Source organism: Streptosporangium carneum, assembly GCF_027922005.1.
Classification (GTDB): Bacteria; Actinomycetota; Actinomycetes; order Streptosporangiales; family Streptosporangiaceae; genus Streptosporangium; species Streptosporangium carneum.
In genome coordinates, this window is sequence record NZ_BSEV01000015.1 from 92,561 (window position 1) to 107,732 (window position 15,172).

Annotated in this window: 15 protein-coding genes; 11 read left to right on the forward strand and 4 right to left on the reverse strand. The window is 71.3% G+C overall.

The window, feature by feature from the left end; all coding sequences use genetic code 11:
* Positions 1-183 precede the first annotated feature (183 nt).
* On the reverse strand, positions 184-1,215 hold the full coding sequence (locus tag PKF00_RS27715; protein WP_271220589.1) for an LLM class flavin-dependent oxidoreductase: 1,032 nt from the start codon (positions 1,213-1,215) through the stop codon (positions 184-186).
* Between the two features lie 657 nt (positions 1,216-1,872).
* Between PKF00_RS27715 and PKF00_RS27720 the strand changes: the two genes are divergently transcribed.
* Positions 1,873-2,103 (forward strand): hypothetical protein, encoded by a 231-nt coding sequence (locus PKF00_RS27720; RefSeq protein ID WP_271220590.1) that lies wholly within the window; start codon positions 1,873-1,875, stop codon positions 2,101-2,103.
* A gap of 626 nt (positions 2,104-2,729) precedes the next feature.
* Here the strand turns inward: PKF00_RS27720 and PKF00_RS27725 are convergent.
* Positions 2,730-3,581, reverse strand: a complete 852-nt coding sequence (locus tag PKF00_RS27725; RefSeq protein WP_271220591.1) for a protein phosphatase 2C domain-containing protein — start codon at positions 3,579-3,581, stop codon at positions 2,730-2,732.
* Positions 3,582-3,956: 375 nt separating this feature from the next.
* Positions 3,957-5,255, reverse strand: coding sequence for an aminotransferase class V-fold PLP-dependent enzyme (locus tag PKF00_RS27730; protein WP_271220592.1), 1,299 nt, complete (start codon positions 5,253-5,255; stop codon positions 3,957-3,959).
* Between the two features lie 401 nt (positions 5,256-5,656).
* Here PKF00_RS27730 and PKF00_RS27735 point away from each other — a divergent pair, with 401 nt between their 5' ends.
* The 7 genes from PKF00_RS27735 to PKF00_RS27765 all read left to right on the forward strand — a co-directional run bounded on the left by PKF00_RS27735 (position 5,657) and on the right by PKF00_RS27765 (position 11,620).
* A complete protein-coding gene (locus tag PKF00_RS27735; protein WP_271220593.1) occupies positions 5,657-6,112 on the forward strand; it encodes a hypothetical protein in 456 nt (151 codons plus the stop codon).
* Between the two features lie 127 nt (positions 6,113-6,239).
* Positions 6,240-7,349 carry a PLP-dependent cysteine synthase family protein gene (locus PKF00_RS27740; RefSeq protein ID WP_271220594.1) on the forward strand — a complete coding sequence of 370 codons (1,110 nt, stop codon included), beginning with the start codon at positions 6,240-6,242 and terminating at the stop codon, positions 7,347-7,349.
* Positions 7,346-8,602 (forward strand): MDR family MFS transporter, encoded by a 1,257-nt coding sequence (locus PKF00_RS27745; RefSeq protein WP_271220595.1) that lies wholly within the window; start codon positions 7,346-7,348, stop codon positions 8,600-8,602. Before PKF00_RS27740 ends, PKF00_RS27745 begins: the two co-directional genes overlap by 4 nt.
* 88 nt (positions 8,603-8,690) lie before the next feature.
* Positions 8,691-9,095 (forward strand): ArsR/SmtB family transcription factor, encoded by a 405-nt coding sequence (locus PKF00_RS27750; protein ID WP_271220596.1) that lies wholly within the window; start codon positions 8,691-8,693, stop codon positions 9,093-9,095.
* Complete coding sequence (locus PKF00_RS27755) at positions 9,088-10,143, forward strand: cation diffusion facilitator family transporter (RefSeq protein ID WP_271220597.1); 1,056 nt, start codon at positions 9,088-9,090, stop codon at positions 10,141-10,143. The genes PKF00_RS27750 and PKF00_RS27755 overlap by 8 nt, the downstream gene beginning before the upstream one ends.
* Positions 10,144-10,373: 230 nt before the next feature.
* The gene (locus PKF00_RS27760; protein ID WP_271220661.1) at positions 10,374-10,853 is read left to right on the forward strand and encodes a nucleoside deaminase; all 480 of its coding nucleotides are present in this window, start codon (positions 10,374-10,376) and stop codon (positions 10,851-10,853) included.
* A 158-nt stretch (positions 10,854-11,011) separates the two neighbouring features.
* Positions 11,012-11,620: a DUF4142 domain-containing protein gene (locus PKF00_RS27765; protein ID WP_271220598.1), complete on the forward strand. Its 609-nt coding sequence runs from the start codon at positions 11,012-11,014 to the stop codon at positions 11,618-11,620.
* A 23-nt stretch (positions 11,621-11,643) separates the two neighbouring features.
* On the opposite strand, the gene PKF00_RS27770 is transcribed toward PKF00_RS27765, so the two are convergent.
* Positions 11,644-11,898, reverse strand: coding sequence for a response regulator transcription factor (locus tag PKF00_RS27770; RefSeq protein WP_425582155.1), 255 nt, complete (start codon positions 11,896-11,898; stop codon positions 11,644-11,646).
* Positions 11,899-12,000: 102 nt separating this feature from the next.
* Between PKF00_RS27770 and PKF00_RS27775 the strand changes: the two genes are divergently transcribed.
* Genes PKF00_RS27775 through PKF00_RS27785 form a run of 3 tightly spaced genes read left to right on the forward strand, consistent with a single transcriptional unit; the run spans position 12,001 to position 15,070 of the window.
* Positions 12,001-12,660, forward strand: a complete 660-nt coding sequence (locus tag PKF00_RS27775; RefSeq protein ID WP_271220599.1) for a TetR/AcrR family transcriptional regulator — start codon at positions 12,001-12,003, stop codon at positions 12,658-12,660.
* Entirely contained in the window at positions 12,657-14,171 is a 1,515-nt protein-coding gene (locus PKF00_RS27780) for an AMP-binding protein (protein WP_271220600.1), read from the forward strand. The genes PKF00_RS27775 and PKF00_RS27780 overlap by 4 nt, the downstream gene beginning before the upstream one ends.
* Positions 14,168-15,070 (forward strand): enoyl-CoA hydratase/isomerase family protein, encoded by a 903-nt coding sequence (locus PKF00_RS27785; RefSeq protein ID WP_271220601.1) that lies wholly within the window; start codon positions 14,168-14,170, stop codon positions 15,068-15,070. Before PKF00_RS27780 ends, PKF00_RS27785 begins: the two co-directional genes overlap by 4 nt.
* Positions 15,071-15,172 lie beyond the last annotated feature (102 nt).

Consider the following 15,172-nt stretch of genomic DNA (forward strand, 5'->3'; position numbering starts at 1 on the left):
ACAGACGCTATAGGGGGAAGCGGGCGGCAGGCTCCTTCCGGTGGATGTTTCGCGTGAATTCGGAGTCCGGACCGTCCCCGCGCGGCTCGCATCAAGCCCGCGCGTCAGGACCGCCCGCGCGGGCTTCGCGTCGGAGAGGGGAGGCCCCGCGCGGGCGGAGTGTCATGGGTCGCGGAGGAGCGGTCACGAGCCGCCGGGAAGGCCGTACGCCTGGGCGACCAGCTCGTAGGAGCGGATCCGGTCGGCGGGGGAGTGGACCATGGTGGTGATCATCAGCTCGTCCGCCTCGGTGCGCTTTCGCAGCTGGTTGAGGCCTTCCCTGACCTCGGTCGCGTCCCCGAGGACCACGTTGGACAGATGCTCCTGGACGAAGTCCTCCTCGAACGGGCTGTAGGGGTAGGCCTCGGCCTCCTCCGGGGTCGGGACCGGCTGGGGAGCCCCGCGGCGCAGCCTGAGCGTGGACAGCGCGCCCGAACGGGCCAGGCGGAGCGCCTGCGCGGAGGTGTCCGCGGCGACGGCCGAGACGCCGATCAGCGCGTACGGCCGGTCGAGCACGCTGGACGGCTGGAAGGAGGAGCGGTACAGCTCCAGGGCGGGAAGGGTGTTGGCCGAGCTGAAGTGGTGGGCGAACGCGAACGGCAGGCCGAGTATGCCGGCGAGCTGGGCGCTGAAGCCGCTGGAGCCGAGAAGCCAGATCGGCGGGCGCCCCGACTCGGGGGACCTGGGGGTGGCGACGACCCTCTCCAGGGGATGTCCCTGCGGGAACGACCCGTCCAGGAAGGCGGTCAGCTCGGCCAGCTGCTCGGGGAACTCGTCGGCGTCCAGGCCGTGCCTGCGCAGCGCCCTGGCCGTGGCCTGGTCGGTTCCCGGAGCCCTGCCGAGCCCGAGGTCGATGCGTCCCGGGTGCAGCGCGTGGAGGGTGCCGAACTGCTCGGCCACGATCAGCGGGGCGTGGTTGGGCAGCATCACGCCGCCGGATCCCAGCCGGATCGTCCTGGTCGCGGCGGCGAGATGGGCGATCAACACGGCGGGGGAGGAACTGGCCACGGAGGGCATGCCGTGGTGCTCGGCCACCCAGATCCGGTGGTATCCCCACTCCTCGGCCCGTCTGGCGAGCTCGGTGCTGGCGCGCAGGGTCTCCGTCGGGGTCACCCCGGACCCGACGACGGCCAGCTCCAGGATCGACAGCGGAACCTCGGCGGAGCCGCGTGCCACGCCACGGATGTTGTCTTCAGCCATGAGAACGGCAACCCCGGCCAACCGGAGGTTATTTCCCGCCGACCCGTGCGCGAATCATGAGTCTCCCGGCGACACGGCTCACCCGTGCGGTGCGGAACCATCAGAAAACCACCACTCCTGCTGAAAGCCGGGGATATCGTCCGGAGACCACCACTCCGGCTGACAGTCGGGGTGGTCGAAGATCCCGCCATTCCTGCTCGTCTTCATCGATACGGGCACGCAGGAAAGCGAGCAGGGTATCCGTGATGTCTCTGATGTCCACGACGACATCATTCCTGGGACGGCCCGCTCCGATCGCTCTCCGGATCCTCGCCGCCGGGTGGGGCGAGGTGCCGGGGCGGCCAGGCGCCGCCAGGCAGGGGCGTCAGGTCCTCCCGCGGTCGTGACGTGCGGGATCGGCATCGGCGATTCCGTGCGCAGGGCGGCCGAAAAGATCTGCTTCGTCTCCCGGTATTCGATCCCTCGAATTCAGTTCGCTGATTTCAATCCTTATGAGAGCATTTGCGTTCTTTTGGATTCCGTCTCACTTGAAATCGCCGATGCGCGGTATTGACGCCTGCTTGATGCGGACGTACTTTTCGCATGACGCCAATTATAGGCGCTTTATCGGTGATCAGACTCTAAGGAGGAGTCATGTCCGGCAAGCGTATTACGGCCAAAGCGGCCGGCGTTCTCGGGAGCGCCGTTCTCGCCGCCACCCTGTTCGCCGCCCCGGCCAGCGCGGCGACGTTCAAGTGCTCCGTCACATTCCTCAACGTCGCGTCGATCGAGGTGATGGTTCAGGCCCCCACCGTCCAGGCGGCCGAAGCGCTGGTCAGGCTGCTCATCCCCACCGCGGCCACGGTGAGCTGCCAGGCCGCATGACCGGTGCGCGCCTCCGGTCGGCGAACCGCCGCAACACCCCGCATCGAATGTCCACCGCGTGGGTAAGCCCCGTTTTCCAGCTCGCCTGGCAGGAAATCTCTGGACAGTGCAGCCGGTTGTTTTAGCGGTGATGTCATTTATGCGGACAAAAGTAATGGAAACGCGGGCGCGAGCCGGCAAGATTCCCCGGGTCGCGCCCGTGAAACCGTCGTGCCCAGGCCGCCGGGTTCCAGCGATCGCCGTGTCGGCCGGTGGAACTCGAATCGGCCGGTGACGTCCTCCGGCGGGAACAGGGTTCTCCATCGGTGAAAAGGGAAGAAGGCGAAGCCGCGGGAATGGGCGTTCCCCCGGGTCGCTTACCGGTGGATCGGCGCTCACGCGACGGCGAGCAGCGGCCCCGGATCGCCCGCGTCGCCCCCAGGCCGTCCGCGAAGGAGGCCCGACTGTTCGGGCCCTGCTGTACGCGATCGACGAGAGAGCGCCCTTGGGGAAGCCGAGACCTCTGATGTCTGCGGCCTGCGTGAACGCGGGCCGGAACGTACGCGTGAGACCCGGCGGCGACCCCGGCTGACCGGAGGTTGTCTCCGGTCGGCCGGGATCGCCGGGGAGATCGTGCCGGGAGCCGTTCAGAGCCGCCAGGCGCACACCGCCGTGCGGTCGTCCTCGTGGGACTCCGCGCGGAAGCTGAGCTGCCAGAAGAACTCGGGAAGGGAGGGCGTCGTCGGCTGGGTCCACCAGGCCGACACCTGGTCGCTCACCTGCTCGCCGCGCAGCGGCCTGGCCAGGCCGCCCGTGCACAGCAGCAGCATGTCGCCTCTGCGCAGGTCCACCGTCGCGGTCTCCACCGAGGCCGCGTCCCCGGGGAGCGTGGCGGACGAGGCGGCCCCGGCGGCCTCGGGCAGGCACGGCGTCCACAGCCCGTCACGCAGGAGCGTCGCCGCGCCGTCGCCGACGCGCGCCACGTGGGCGCGGTGCTCGCCGGTGTCGATCACCGCCACCAGGAGCGCGGTGCCGAGGGCGTCGACCGTGACCCGGTCGCGCTCGGCCCGTCCGCGAAGATCGCCCGCGACGTCCGCGAAGAAGGACTCCGCGGGGGCGCCGCGCTCCACGTGGCGCAGGAGGCCGGGCAGGTTGCGGTAGGCCGCGGAGCAGGCGTCGGCCGATCCGACGTGCGACAGCTCCCCGTCCGCGACCCCCGTGGCGACGCACGCGAGGAGCCGGGCCTCGTCGATCTGCCACAGTCCCATCGCGTCCCGGCGCGGGGTTCCCCGGCGACGATGGTCCTCTCCCCTGACGGAGGCCGCCCTGACGGCCAGGTCCGGCAGGTCGGCGCCGTCGAGCTCGCTGTCCGGCCTTTTTCCGGTCGCGTCCGGGATCACGCCGGTGACCGGACGCGTCTTCGGCCCGCGGCCGATGACGAGCGGGTCGAGGACTCTTCCCGCCGGGATGAATCGGGGTTTCGCCTGGAGTTGCTTCACATCGGTGCTTTCTTGTCGTTCCGATCTCAGACCGCGTCCGCGGGCGGGAGGGAGAACCCTGGCCCGGCCGGGGACGGTCAACCGCGTGCCGCCGGGAACGGCCGGTCCGTCCGCGACGGTCGCGGGCGGCTTCCTGGCCCGTCGTGGAGGACCGGCGTTCCGTAGGCCGTTAAAGCAGGCATTACTCGCAATTCCGACAAATCATTTGATGTTGGGAATCGGGCTGGCCGTTGCCGCATATGAGGAGCATGACAAACCGACGTGGGGGTGGAGGGCCGGGTTTACTGTCAGCACAAAAATAATTGTTAACGTGATATAACCTGGTTTTTTCGATGGTGGCAACACCGTAAAAGGAGACATTCCGGGCGGGAGGCGTCAGCGGCGCATCCGCTGGGCGACGTCCCGCAGCGCCGTCGCGAGCAGGTCCACGTCGTCGGCCGAGGTGAACAACGCCGGGGTGACCCGGACGCAGTCGCCCGCGGAGGGGCCTCCTCGGCGCACCGTGAAGACGCGGTAGCGATCCATCAGATATGCGGCGACGGCGACGTTGTCCGCCTCCGAGGTGCGTCCGGCCACCCGGAACGCCGTGATCGTCCCGTACATGTCCCGGTCCTCCGGGGTGAGGATCTCCAGGTTGGGGACGTCGCGCACCTGATGGACCCAGCGGTCGCGCAGGAAGCGCAGGCGCGCCTGCTTGACCGGGGCGCCGAGGGCGTCGTGGAAGTCCAGGGCGGTCTCCACGGTGAGGATCGGGGCGACGTCCATCGTGCCCGAGTGGACCCGCGAGCGGATGTCGTCCGTAGGGTAGGTCTCGTCGGCGAAGACCGGGTCGATGTCGGGGAGACGCTCCCTGCGGATGTAGAGGAAGCCCGCCCCCAGTGGGACGCCCATCCACTTGTGCAGGGAGAAGAAGGCGAAGTCCGCCCCGAGATCTCCGACGGTGAAGTCCAGGTGCCCCCATGAGTGGGCGGCGTCGACGATCGTGTCGACCCCTCTGTCCCGGGCCATCGCGACGATCTCCCTGACCGGAAGGACGAGCCCCGTGCGGTTGTTCATGTGGCTGAGCAGCAGCAGCCTGAGCCGGGGGTGCTCGTTCAGTGCCCGCTCGTAGGCGTCCAGCACCGCCTGCCGGGTCGCGGGCTCGGGGACGACCATCCGCTCGACCCGCACGCCGCGCCGGTCACGCAGCCAGTTCATGGCGTACTGCGCGCTGTGGTAGTCGAGGTCGGCGTACAGCACGGAGTCTCCGGGGCGCAGCCCGCGATAGCCGGAGATCAGGTTCTGCAGGGCCTCGGTGCCGCCGCGGGTGAAGGCGATCTCCTCCTCGGACACCCCGGCGACGGCGGCCACACGACGCCTGGCCCGCTCCGCCTGGGCCTTGTAGGTCGTGCGCAGCAGGTGGGAGCTCACCTCGTTGAGATGGTCGGTGACGCGGCGGTAGGCGTGGCGCACCGGGTCGGGCATGATCCCGTAGTAGCCGTTCTCCAGGTTGACGAAGTCCGTGCTGACCCGGTAGTGCCGTGCGACCGCGCGCCAGAGGGCCTCGTCCTCGGCGAGCCGTTCGGGAGCGGGGCCGGTGGGGACGACCGGCGGCAGAGGAGCCCGGGCTCCGGGATCGGGGAGGGCGGCCAGCGAGCCGAGCCCGGCGAGCACCTCACGTCTGGACAGGATCATCGAAGCCCTCCGCGCGGGACGGCGAGGGTCCGCGACGCGGCGGAGCCCCGGCCCGTGGTCGCGGCCGCCTGCGGGGTCGCCCGGCGGCGTCCGAGGCGGCGGTCGCCGGCGCGCTGCCCGGACGGCGACCGGGGTGGTGGCTGGTCGAGTCCCAGTGTGGGCGACCCGGGCCTGCCGGGGCGGCATTCGCGCCGCCGTGGCGTGGCGAGAGCGCCCTGCCCCCGCCCTGCCCCCGCCCTGCCTCCGTCGCCAGGCGTCCGCGGCGGGGCGAGGTGAGGGCGACGCGGCGTCCGGCGCCCGCCGCGGGACGGTCCGGCGTCCGGGGCCGGGGCGGCGGGCTTTACGCAATCCTCTGTTCCCGCGGGGCGCGTCCTGCCGTTTCGCGGGCATCATCACGGCTGATGTCCCGGACACGATCACCTCGTCGTCACAGGCCCGCCGCACCCGCCGCGGGCTCGGCACTTGCGGGCGCCCTGCTGGCCCTGTCGGTGCTCGTCGGGCTGGTCTTCGCGCACGGCGGGGCCTGCGCGGCGGTGGTCATGTCGGAGGAGGGCGGGCACGCCGCCCACACGGCGCAGGGGCCCCACAGAACCTCGGTGTGGCGGGGCGAGGAGTGCCGTGTCCCCGAGGCGCCGCGTGACACGGGATGTCACCATCGCGACCTGCCGTCCGGGCACCGTCACGGCACGGAGGGCGACTGCTCGGCTGTCGTCGCGGCGGGGTCCGGGTCCCCGTCCGAGGCGGCGTCGCTCCCCGAGCTCCCGTCCTCGCCGACGGCACGCGGGCCGCGGGCCCGCCATGACGGCTCCGCGCGTCAGACGCCCGGCCTCCTGGATCTCTGCGTGATGCGCATATAGGCCGACGCGCCGCTCGCCCGCCCGTGCGTGGCGGGCCTGTCCCGTCGTCCCATCCGCGTCCACTTCCTTATCCGTGACGTGGCCGTACGGCATGCCGTGACCACGTCGTTCACATCAGGGATCCACCATGACACCACATGACACCGCCGCGCGCCCCGGGCGCGCGGCCTCCTCGGGCTGCCCTTCGCTCGCCCTGACCGTCGGCAACACCCCGCTCGCCTTCGTCTCGGGGCCGATCGTCCCCGAGGGGCGAGGGTTCTGGGCCAAGCTCGAGGGCTTCAACCCCGGCGGCATCAAGGACCGCCCGGCACTGCACATGATCCGCCAGGCCAGGGCCAGGGGGGACCTGGTCCCCGGCGGGACCGTCGTCGAGTCGACCAGCGGCACCTTCGGCCTCGGCCTGGCCCTGGCGGGGATCGTCTTCGGCCATCCGGTCGTCCTGGTCGGCGACCCCGGCCTGGAGCCCCTGATGCGCAGGTTGCTGACCTCGTACGGCGTGCGCCTGGAGATCGTCACCGAGCCCGACCCCGTCGGCGGGTGGCAGGAGGCCCGTCGCAGGCGGGTCCGGCGGCTGACGGAGGAACTGCCGGGCTCCTACTGCCCCGACCAGTACAACAACCCCGACAGCGTCACCGCCTACGCCGGGCTCGCCCACGAACTGATGGGCAGGCTGCCCCAGATCGACGTGCTGGTCTGCTCGGTCGGCACCGGCGGGCACAGCGCGGGCATCCACCGGGTGCTGCGCCAGCACCACCCCGGTGTGAAGCTCGTCGGGGTCGACACCGTCGGCTCGACGATCTTCGGCCAGCCCGCGAGGCCCCGGCTCATGAGGGGCCTGGGCAGCAGCATCCATCCTCGCAACGTCGCCTACGACAGTTTCGACGAGGTGCACTGGGTGAGCGCGGCCGAGGCCGTCTGGGCCTGCCGCGCGCTCGCCGCGCGGCACTACGTCTCAGGAGGGTGGAGCACCGGAGCCGTCACCCTCGTCGCCCGCTGGTTGGCCCGCACCGGTCCCGCGGACCGGACGATCGTGGCGATCTTCCCCGACGGGCCGTGGCGGTACTGGAACACCATCTTCGCCGACGACTACTGCCTGGCCAACGGCCTGCTCGCGACCGTCCCCGCGGAGGAGCCCGACGAGGTCGCCTCCCTGACGGAACGCGAGGTGCGCCGCTGGACGCGCTGCGCCGACGTGGCCGACCCGGCCGACGTCCGTGCCCGGGGGAGGAGGCGGTGATCGAGACCGTCAGGCGGTTCCGCTCCTTCGGCCGCCCGATCCAGGTGCTCCAGGTCAACCAGATGGGCATCAACCTCGGTTTCTACATGCTCATGCCGTACCTGGCCGACCACCTGGTCCGTGACGCGGGCCTGGCGGTCTGGACCGTGGGGCTGGTCCTGGGGCTGCGCAGCCTGAGTCAGCAGGGACTGTTCCTGGTCGGCGGCACCCTGTCCGACCGGCTCGGCTACAAGCCGATGATCATGGCGGGGTGCGCGCTCCGCACAGCGGGGTTCGCCCTCTTCGGGCTCTCGGGGTCGCTGCCGATCCTGGTCGTCGCCGCGGTGTTGACCGGGTTCGCCGGGGCGCTGTTCAACCCCGCGGCCCGCGCCTACCTCGCCCACGAGGCGGGGGCACGCAAGGTCGAGGCGTTCGCGCTGTTCAACGTCTTCTACCAGACGGGAATCCTGCTCGGGCCGCCGGTGGGCATGGCTCTGCTGGGGGCGGGTTTCCGCGCGGTCTGCCTGTCGGCGGCGGCGGTCTTCGCGCTGCTGGCCGTTCTGCAGTGGGCCTGCCTGCCGGCCAGGAGGGGGGCGGAGGCGGGGTCGGCGCGGCCGGTCCTGCACGACTGGAGGGAGGCGTTCGGCAACCGGGCCTTCCTGTCCTTCGCCGCCGCGATGACGGCCTCGTACGCACTGTCGTACCAGATGTACCTGGGGCTGCCCCTCGAGGTACGGCGGGTCACCGGCTCCGGCTCCGGGGTGGCGCTCCTGTACACGATCTCCGCCCTGCTCGGCGTCCTCGGCCAGATACGGCTGACCGCCTGGTGCTCGGCGAGGCTGAGCGGAGGACGGGCGGTCGCCTTCGGCCTGCTGCTCATGGGGGTGTCCTTCGTGCCGCTGACCGCCTCGCCCGGGGCCGGGCCGTCCTCGTGGGCGGCGCTGGCCCCCGTCGTGGCGTGCGTGGTCCTGCTCACCCTGGGAACCATGGTGGCCTTCCCCTTCGAGATGGCCATGATCACCGATCTGGGCGGCGAGCGTCTGATCGGCACCTACTACGGGCTCTACAACCTGTTGTCGGGCGTGGGCGTCCTGGCGGGCAACCTGCTCAGCGGCGCGGTGATCGACCTGGCGGCCTCCTCGGGCCTGGCGAGCCTGCCCTGGCTGCTGCTGGCCGCCGCCGGGCTGGTCTCCTCGGCCCTCGTCCGCGGTCTCGAACGGCGTGGCCGTCTCGGCGCGGCCGTACCGGCGCGGGCGGCGCTCGGCCCGGGGTGAGCACCGCTCCGACAGGCGCGGTCACCGGCCGTGCCGTGCGGCCACAGCCGTACGGCACGGCCTCCAGAACGCGTGCTAAATTGAACATATGAGTAATCGTTCAACTGTTGTGCCGTTGGACCAGGACGCGTGCCAGGCCCAGGCGGTGGACGCCGGGCGCGTGTCCTCGGTGCGCCGGTTCCTGCCCTCCGACGAGGCGGTGCAGGACCTGGCCCAGGTCTTCGGCCTGCTGGCCGACCCGGGGCGGCTGCGGCTGCTGGCGACGCTGCTCGAGGGCGGTGAGATGTGCGTGTGCGACCTCGCGGCGGCGACCGGGCAGAGCATGTCGGCCGCCTCGCACGCGCTGCGGCTGCTGCGCGCGCACCGGGTGGTGAAGGTCCGCAGATCGGGGCGGATGGCCTACTACAGCCTCGCGGACTCCCACGTGCGGATGCTCTTCGACCTGGCCATCACCCACATCGGGCACGGTGAGGGCGGGCCGGACGATGTCTGACGCCACCGCGGGGAACCGGGACGAGGGGCACGACCACGGCCGGGGGCGAGGGCACGGTCACGGGCACGGGCACGGCGTTAGCGCCGAGGCGGACCGCCGCTACCTGACCGGCGCGCTCGTGCTGATCACCGGATTCATGGCGGTCGAGGTGGTCATCGGCCTCGCCGCCCGCTCGCTCGCGCTGGTCTCGGACGCCGGGCACATGCTGACCGACGCCATCGCGATCGTCTTCGCGCTGGTCGCGATGCGGATCGCCGCGCGACCCCCGCAGGGCGGCTTCACCTACGGGCTCAAACGAGCGGAGATCGTCTCCGCGCAGATCAACGGCATCACCCTGCTGCTGCTCAGCGTCTACTTCGTCTACGAGGGCGTCCGCCGGCTGATCGAGCCGCCGGACGTCGAGGGCCTGTACGTCGTGGTGACAGGTCTGGCCGGGATCGCGGTCAACCTCGTCGCGACCTGGCTGCTCAGCAGGGCGAACCGGTCGAGTCTCAACGTGGAGGGGGCCTTTCAGCACATTCTCAACGACCTCTACGCGTTCATCGCGACCACCGTGGCCGGGACCGTCGTCTGGCTGACCGGCTGGAGCAGGGCCGACGCCGTCGCCGCCCTCGTCGTGGCGGCGCTGATGCTCAAGGCGGGCTGGGGCCTGGTCCGCGACGCGGGGAGGGTCTTCATGGAGGCCGCCCCCGCCGGGATGAACCCCGCGGAGATAGGCAGGAGGACGGCCGCCCTCGAGCGCGTCGTCGAAGTTCACGACCTGCACATCTGGGAGGTCACCTCGGGATACGCGGCGCTGTCCGCGCACATCCTGGTCGAGCCGGGAGCCGACTGCCACGCCGTGCGCGCCGCCGCCGAGCGGATGGTCCACGAGGAGTACGGCATCCGCCACACCACGATGCAGGTCGACCACGCGCCCGCCGAACTGCTCACCATCGGCGAGACCGGTCCCCACTGCGCCGATCCGCACGGTCCGACCCACAGGAGCGAGGCGGATCCGGTCGGCGAGGACGGGCCGGCCGCCGCGCCCCGTCGCGAGGCGGGCTGAGCGCCTCAGCCGCCGCGTCGATCGGCGTCCGTCACCGCGGAAACGGGGATAACCGTCAAGGCGAGCGAACGGCCGGGCACGGGGCGAATTTCTGAGAGGCATCGTTCGCTCACCGTGTTCCCACGCCGTTCCCACGCCTGGCCGGGGTGACGCCCGGGTGACGGGGCGGCCGGAGGACCATGAGGGAAAGGGCCGGAGCCGCGCCGGAGATCACATTCGAGGAGGCCGTCATGGTGAGCGACGCCGATCTGGGGCACCTGCGCCGCTGCGTGGAGCTGGCGGCCGAGGCGCTGGAGGCGGGTAACGAGCCTTTCGGCTCCGTGCTCGTCGCCGGGGACGGGAGTTTCCTCGCGGAGGACCGCAACCGCGTGGCCTCCGGAGACCGGACCCGCCATCCCGAGTTCGAGCTGGCGCGCTGGGCGGCGGCGAACATGGCTCCGGGGGAGCGGGCGACGTCGACGGTCTTCACCTCGGGCGAGCACTGCCCGATGTGCGCCGCCGCGCACGGCTGGGTCGGGCTGGGCCGCATCGTGTACGCGAGCTCCTCGGCGCAGACGGCGGCCTGGCTCGCCGAGCTGGGGGTCCCCCCGGCTCCCGTGCGGCCCCTGCCCATCGGGGAGATCGTCCCCGGCGTCGTGGTCGAGGGCCCGGTTCCCGCTCTGGCGGAACAGGTGCGCGAGCTGCACCGCCGTTTCCACGCGACGGCCTGACGGGCGGGCACGCCGTCCGCCCGCGGGTCACCGGGCGGCGCACCTCTCTATAGAACCTTTGACATGGTTTGCGGATAACTATTGCTATAACGGTGAATATCGGTGCTGATGAGGAGAAAGTCCTAATTACGCTCAAGAACCGATCGACGGAGGTTCGAATGATTCGAAGGATCATGGTCCTGCTGACCGTCGTGTTCGTCGTAGTCGGCGGCACCACCACCGGCGCTCTGGCTCAACCCGAGCTCAATGAGCAGGACAAGAAGTTCCTCGTACAGGCCCACCGGTCCAATCTGGCCGAGATCCTGTCGGCGAAGCTCGCGGAGAGGAAGTCGAGCAACGACACTCTGAAGGACATCGCCCAGAAACTCATCACCGACCACACCAAGCTGGACGACGCCGTCAAGCAGGCGGCTCAGAAGGCCGGCGTGGAGCTTCCGCAGCAGCCGGGGCCCAAGCAGCGCGCCGCGCTCGAGGCGCTGGCGAGGCTGGACGGGGCGGCCTTCGACACCGGCTGGGTGAGGGCACAGATCGCCGGGCACCGGCAGACCCTCTCCAACATCAACAACGAGCTGCAGGACGGCTCCTCCGCCGAGGTGAAGAAGCTCGCCTCCGAGGCCAAGCCCATCGTGCAGGGGCACCTGGAAATGCTGGAGAAGGCCCGCGGCGGCGGTGGCGGCGGCAACGGAGGAGGCGGCGGTGGCGAGGAGCCTTCGCCCCAGAGCACTCCGACCGGGGGCGTCACCCCCAGCGGCATGCCGACCGGCTGACCGCGTCCACGCGGCGGGACCGCTCAGTCCGGCTTGAGGCGGTTCCGCCCGTCGGCGGGGGCGCTCTGGTGGCCCAGGTAACGCAGGACCGCCAGGACGCGACGGTTTCCCGTCGCGGTCGGCGGCAGCTCCAGCTTCGCGAACACGCTGGAGACGTGCTTCTCCACCGCTCCCGCCGACAGGTGGAGCCGCGCCGCGACCTCGGCGTTCGAGCAGCCCTCCGCCATCAGCGCGAGGACCTCTCTTTCGCGGGGCCGGAGCGGGGGGAGGTCATCCATGGCGCACCAGCTTCACGGGGTAGGGAAAACCGGAGAGTTCGCACAGGCCTCTTGCGATGTCAGGACCGTGCGGCCTAAATGTAGGCCATGCGGTCGAAAAACATGCCGGACGGACGGAAGTCGTCCGGAAGGAAGAAGTCCACCTTCATCGAGGAGGCCCGCAGGCGTCAGATCGTGCGGAGCGCGATCACGACGATCGCCGGCGCGGGACTCGCCCAGGCGTCGCTGGCCCGGATCGCGGACGAGGTGGGGATCAGCAAGAGCGTGATCTCCTACCACTTCGACGGCCGGGACGAGCTGATCGAGGAGATCGTCACCGCCCTGCTGGCGGAGTCGAACCGGTTCATCAGATCCAGGGTCGAGCAGGAGAGCGGCTGTCCCGCCAAGCTCCGCGCGTACGTCGAGGCGAGCTTCGCGTTCATGGCCGGGCACCGGGACAACTTCGTCGCGATGGTCGACATCTGGGGGAGCTTCGGCACGGCCGAGGCCAAGCGCGCCTTCAACGCCACCGCCTACGACCCCTGCAGGCGGCACATCGAGTCGATCCTGCGCAAGGGCCAGCAGGACGGGGACTTCCGGGACTTCACGCCCCGGACCCTGGCCGCGACGATCCAGGGCGCGATCGACGGGGTCATGCTCCAGTGGGTCTTCGACGAGGCGGCCGTCGACCTCGCCGAGTGCGCCGCCGAGCTGACCGCCATGTTCGACCTCGCCACCAGGAACCCCGCCGGGCCCGACCCCGTGACCGGGGACGGCCGATGAGCGCCGCCAGCCTCGGCCACCTGCTCAGGGAACGGGCCGCCACCGGGGGGCAACGCCCGCTGTTGCGTTTCGAGGGCGTCACCACCACCGTCGCCGAGGTCGAGGAGCGGACGAACCGGCTGGCCAACGTGCTGCGAGCCCGCGGGATCCGCCGCGGCGACCGGGTGGCGGTGATGCTCCCCAACGGCGCCGGCTTCCCCGTGGCCTGGCTGGCCGTGGGCAAGCTCGGCGCGGTCGCCGTGCCGGTCAACGTCGGCTACCGCCACGACGACCTCGCCCACGTGATCGAGGACTCGGGGGCGGCGCTGGCGCTCGCGGGCACGGCGGAGGCGGCGCTCGCGCTCCTCGGCACGCGGGTCGGGCAGGTCGGGCTCATGGACCCGGCGGACGCCGGTCCCGCGCGTCAGGCCGTTCCCGGCGCCTTCGACGCGGGCGCCGAGGCGGCCGCCGCCGAGCGGAACCTCGAACTGCCGGGGATCGGCCAGGACGACCTCGTGAACCTGCAGTACACCTCGGGGACGACCGGCTTCCCCAAGGGGTGCATGCTCACCCACGGATACTGGCTGCGCCTGGCCGAGCTGGCGGCCGGACTCGTCGGGGCGAGGCGGGGGGACGTCGACCTGACGGCGCAGCCCTTCTCCTACATGGACCCGCAGTGGAACACCGTGCTGTGCCTGCAGGTCGGCATCCCCCTGGTGATCCTGCCGCGCTTCTCCGCCTCCACGTTCTGGCGGTCGGTGCGCGAGGAGGGCGCCACCTTCCTCTATCTGCTCGGCACCATGCCGACCTACCTGTTCAGACAGCCGGAGGATCCGCAGGACCGGGCGCACCGGGTGCGGCTGGTCCTGTGCTCCGGCATCGTCGCCGACCTGCACGCCGCCTTCGAACAGCGCTGGGGGGCACCGTGGCGGGAGGCGTACGGCATGACGGAGACCGGAGTCGACCTCGCGGTCCCCCTGGACGACGACGCCTGCGTGGGCAGCGGGGCGGCAGGCGTGCCCGTGCCGGGCAAACAGGTCGAGCTCGTCGACGGTGAGATCGTCGTCACCGGCAGCCCGATGATGCTCGGATACTGGAACGACCCCGAGGCGACCGCGGAACGCATCCGCGACGGCAGGCTGTACACCGGGGACCTCGGCCGTCGCGACGAGCGCGGATACATCCACCTCGTCGGCAGGCGCAAGGACATGATCCGCCGTGGCGGCGAGAACATCGCGGCGGCCGAGGTGGAGGCGGCCCTCGCCCGGCATCCCGCCGTCCGCGCCGCCGCCGTGGTCGCGGTGCCCGACGAGCTGCGCGGCGAGGAGGTCAAGGCGTTCGTCCAGGTCTGCTCCGCCGTTCCGCCGCAGGAACTGGTCGAGTTCGTCGGGCAGCGGCTCGCGGGGTTCAAGGTGCCGCGTTTCGTGGAGTACGTCGACGAGTTTCCGATGACCCCGTCCGAGCGGATCGCCAAGCATCTGCTGCCCACAGGACGAGGCGACGCCTACGACGCACGGCGGGAGGCCGGATGACCGGGCAGCGGGAGGACACCGGCGGACACGACGTCTCCGGCCACATCTCCGGCCGAGGGGCGGGCGGGGCGCGGGACGGGCGCGAGGACGCGGCCGGAGTCGGGAGCGGGGGCGCGACCGACATCCGCACGGCGCGCCACGGCGCCGCGCTGGTGATCACCTTCGACCGCCCCGAGGTGCTGAACGCCTTCAGGGACCGGACGTTCGCCGAACTCGGCGCGGCCCTGGACGAGGCCGAACACGACGAGACGGTGCGGACGGTGATCCTCACGGGACACGGCCGCGCCTTCTCCGCAGGCGTCGACCTGGCCGAGACCATGACCCGCCTGCACGGTACGGCCGCGGCGGACCTCGCGGCGAGCGTCGAGGAGTTCCAGAACGTCACGAGGAGGCTCGTCGACTACCCGAAGACCGTCATATCCGCGGTGAACGGGATCGCGGTCGGGGTCGGGGCCGAGCTCGCGATAGCCAGCGACCTGCGGATCGCCGCCTCCGAGGCGGAGTTCGCCTTCATGGAGGTGCGCCGCGGCCTGTACCCGACCAACGGCGTCCTGTACTTCCTGCCCCGCCTGGTCGGTCACGGCAGGGCGATCGACCTGCTGCTGGGCGGGGAGCGGATCGGCGCCGCGCAGGCGCTCGCCGCCGGCCTGGTCAGCCGCGTCGTCCCCGGCGAGGAACTTCTCAGCGCGGCCGTCGCGCTGGCGGAGACCATCGGATCGGCCGCGCCGGTCCCGGTCAGGCTGATCAAACAGCACATGCGCAGGACCTGGGAACTGGACCTGGAGGGCATGCTCGCCCTGGAGGTCGAGGGCTCCCTCGCCTGCCTGCGCAGCGACGACCTCGCCGAGGGGCTGCACGCCTTCAGCGAGAAACGCGGCCCCGACTTCCGCGGCGGCTGAATCTCCGTCTCCCACCCTGCCTCGGCGGCCGGCGTCCGGGCGCTCAGCCGCGCCCGGACCCTCCACGCCGGAAAACCGGCTCGGGGGCCACGAAACCAAGGA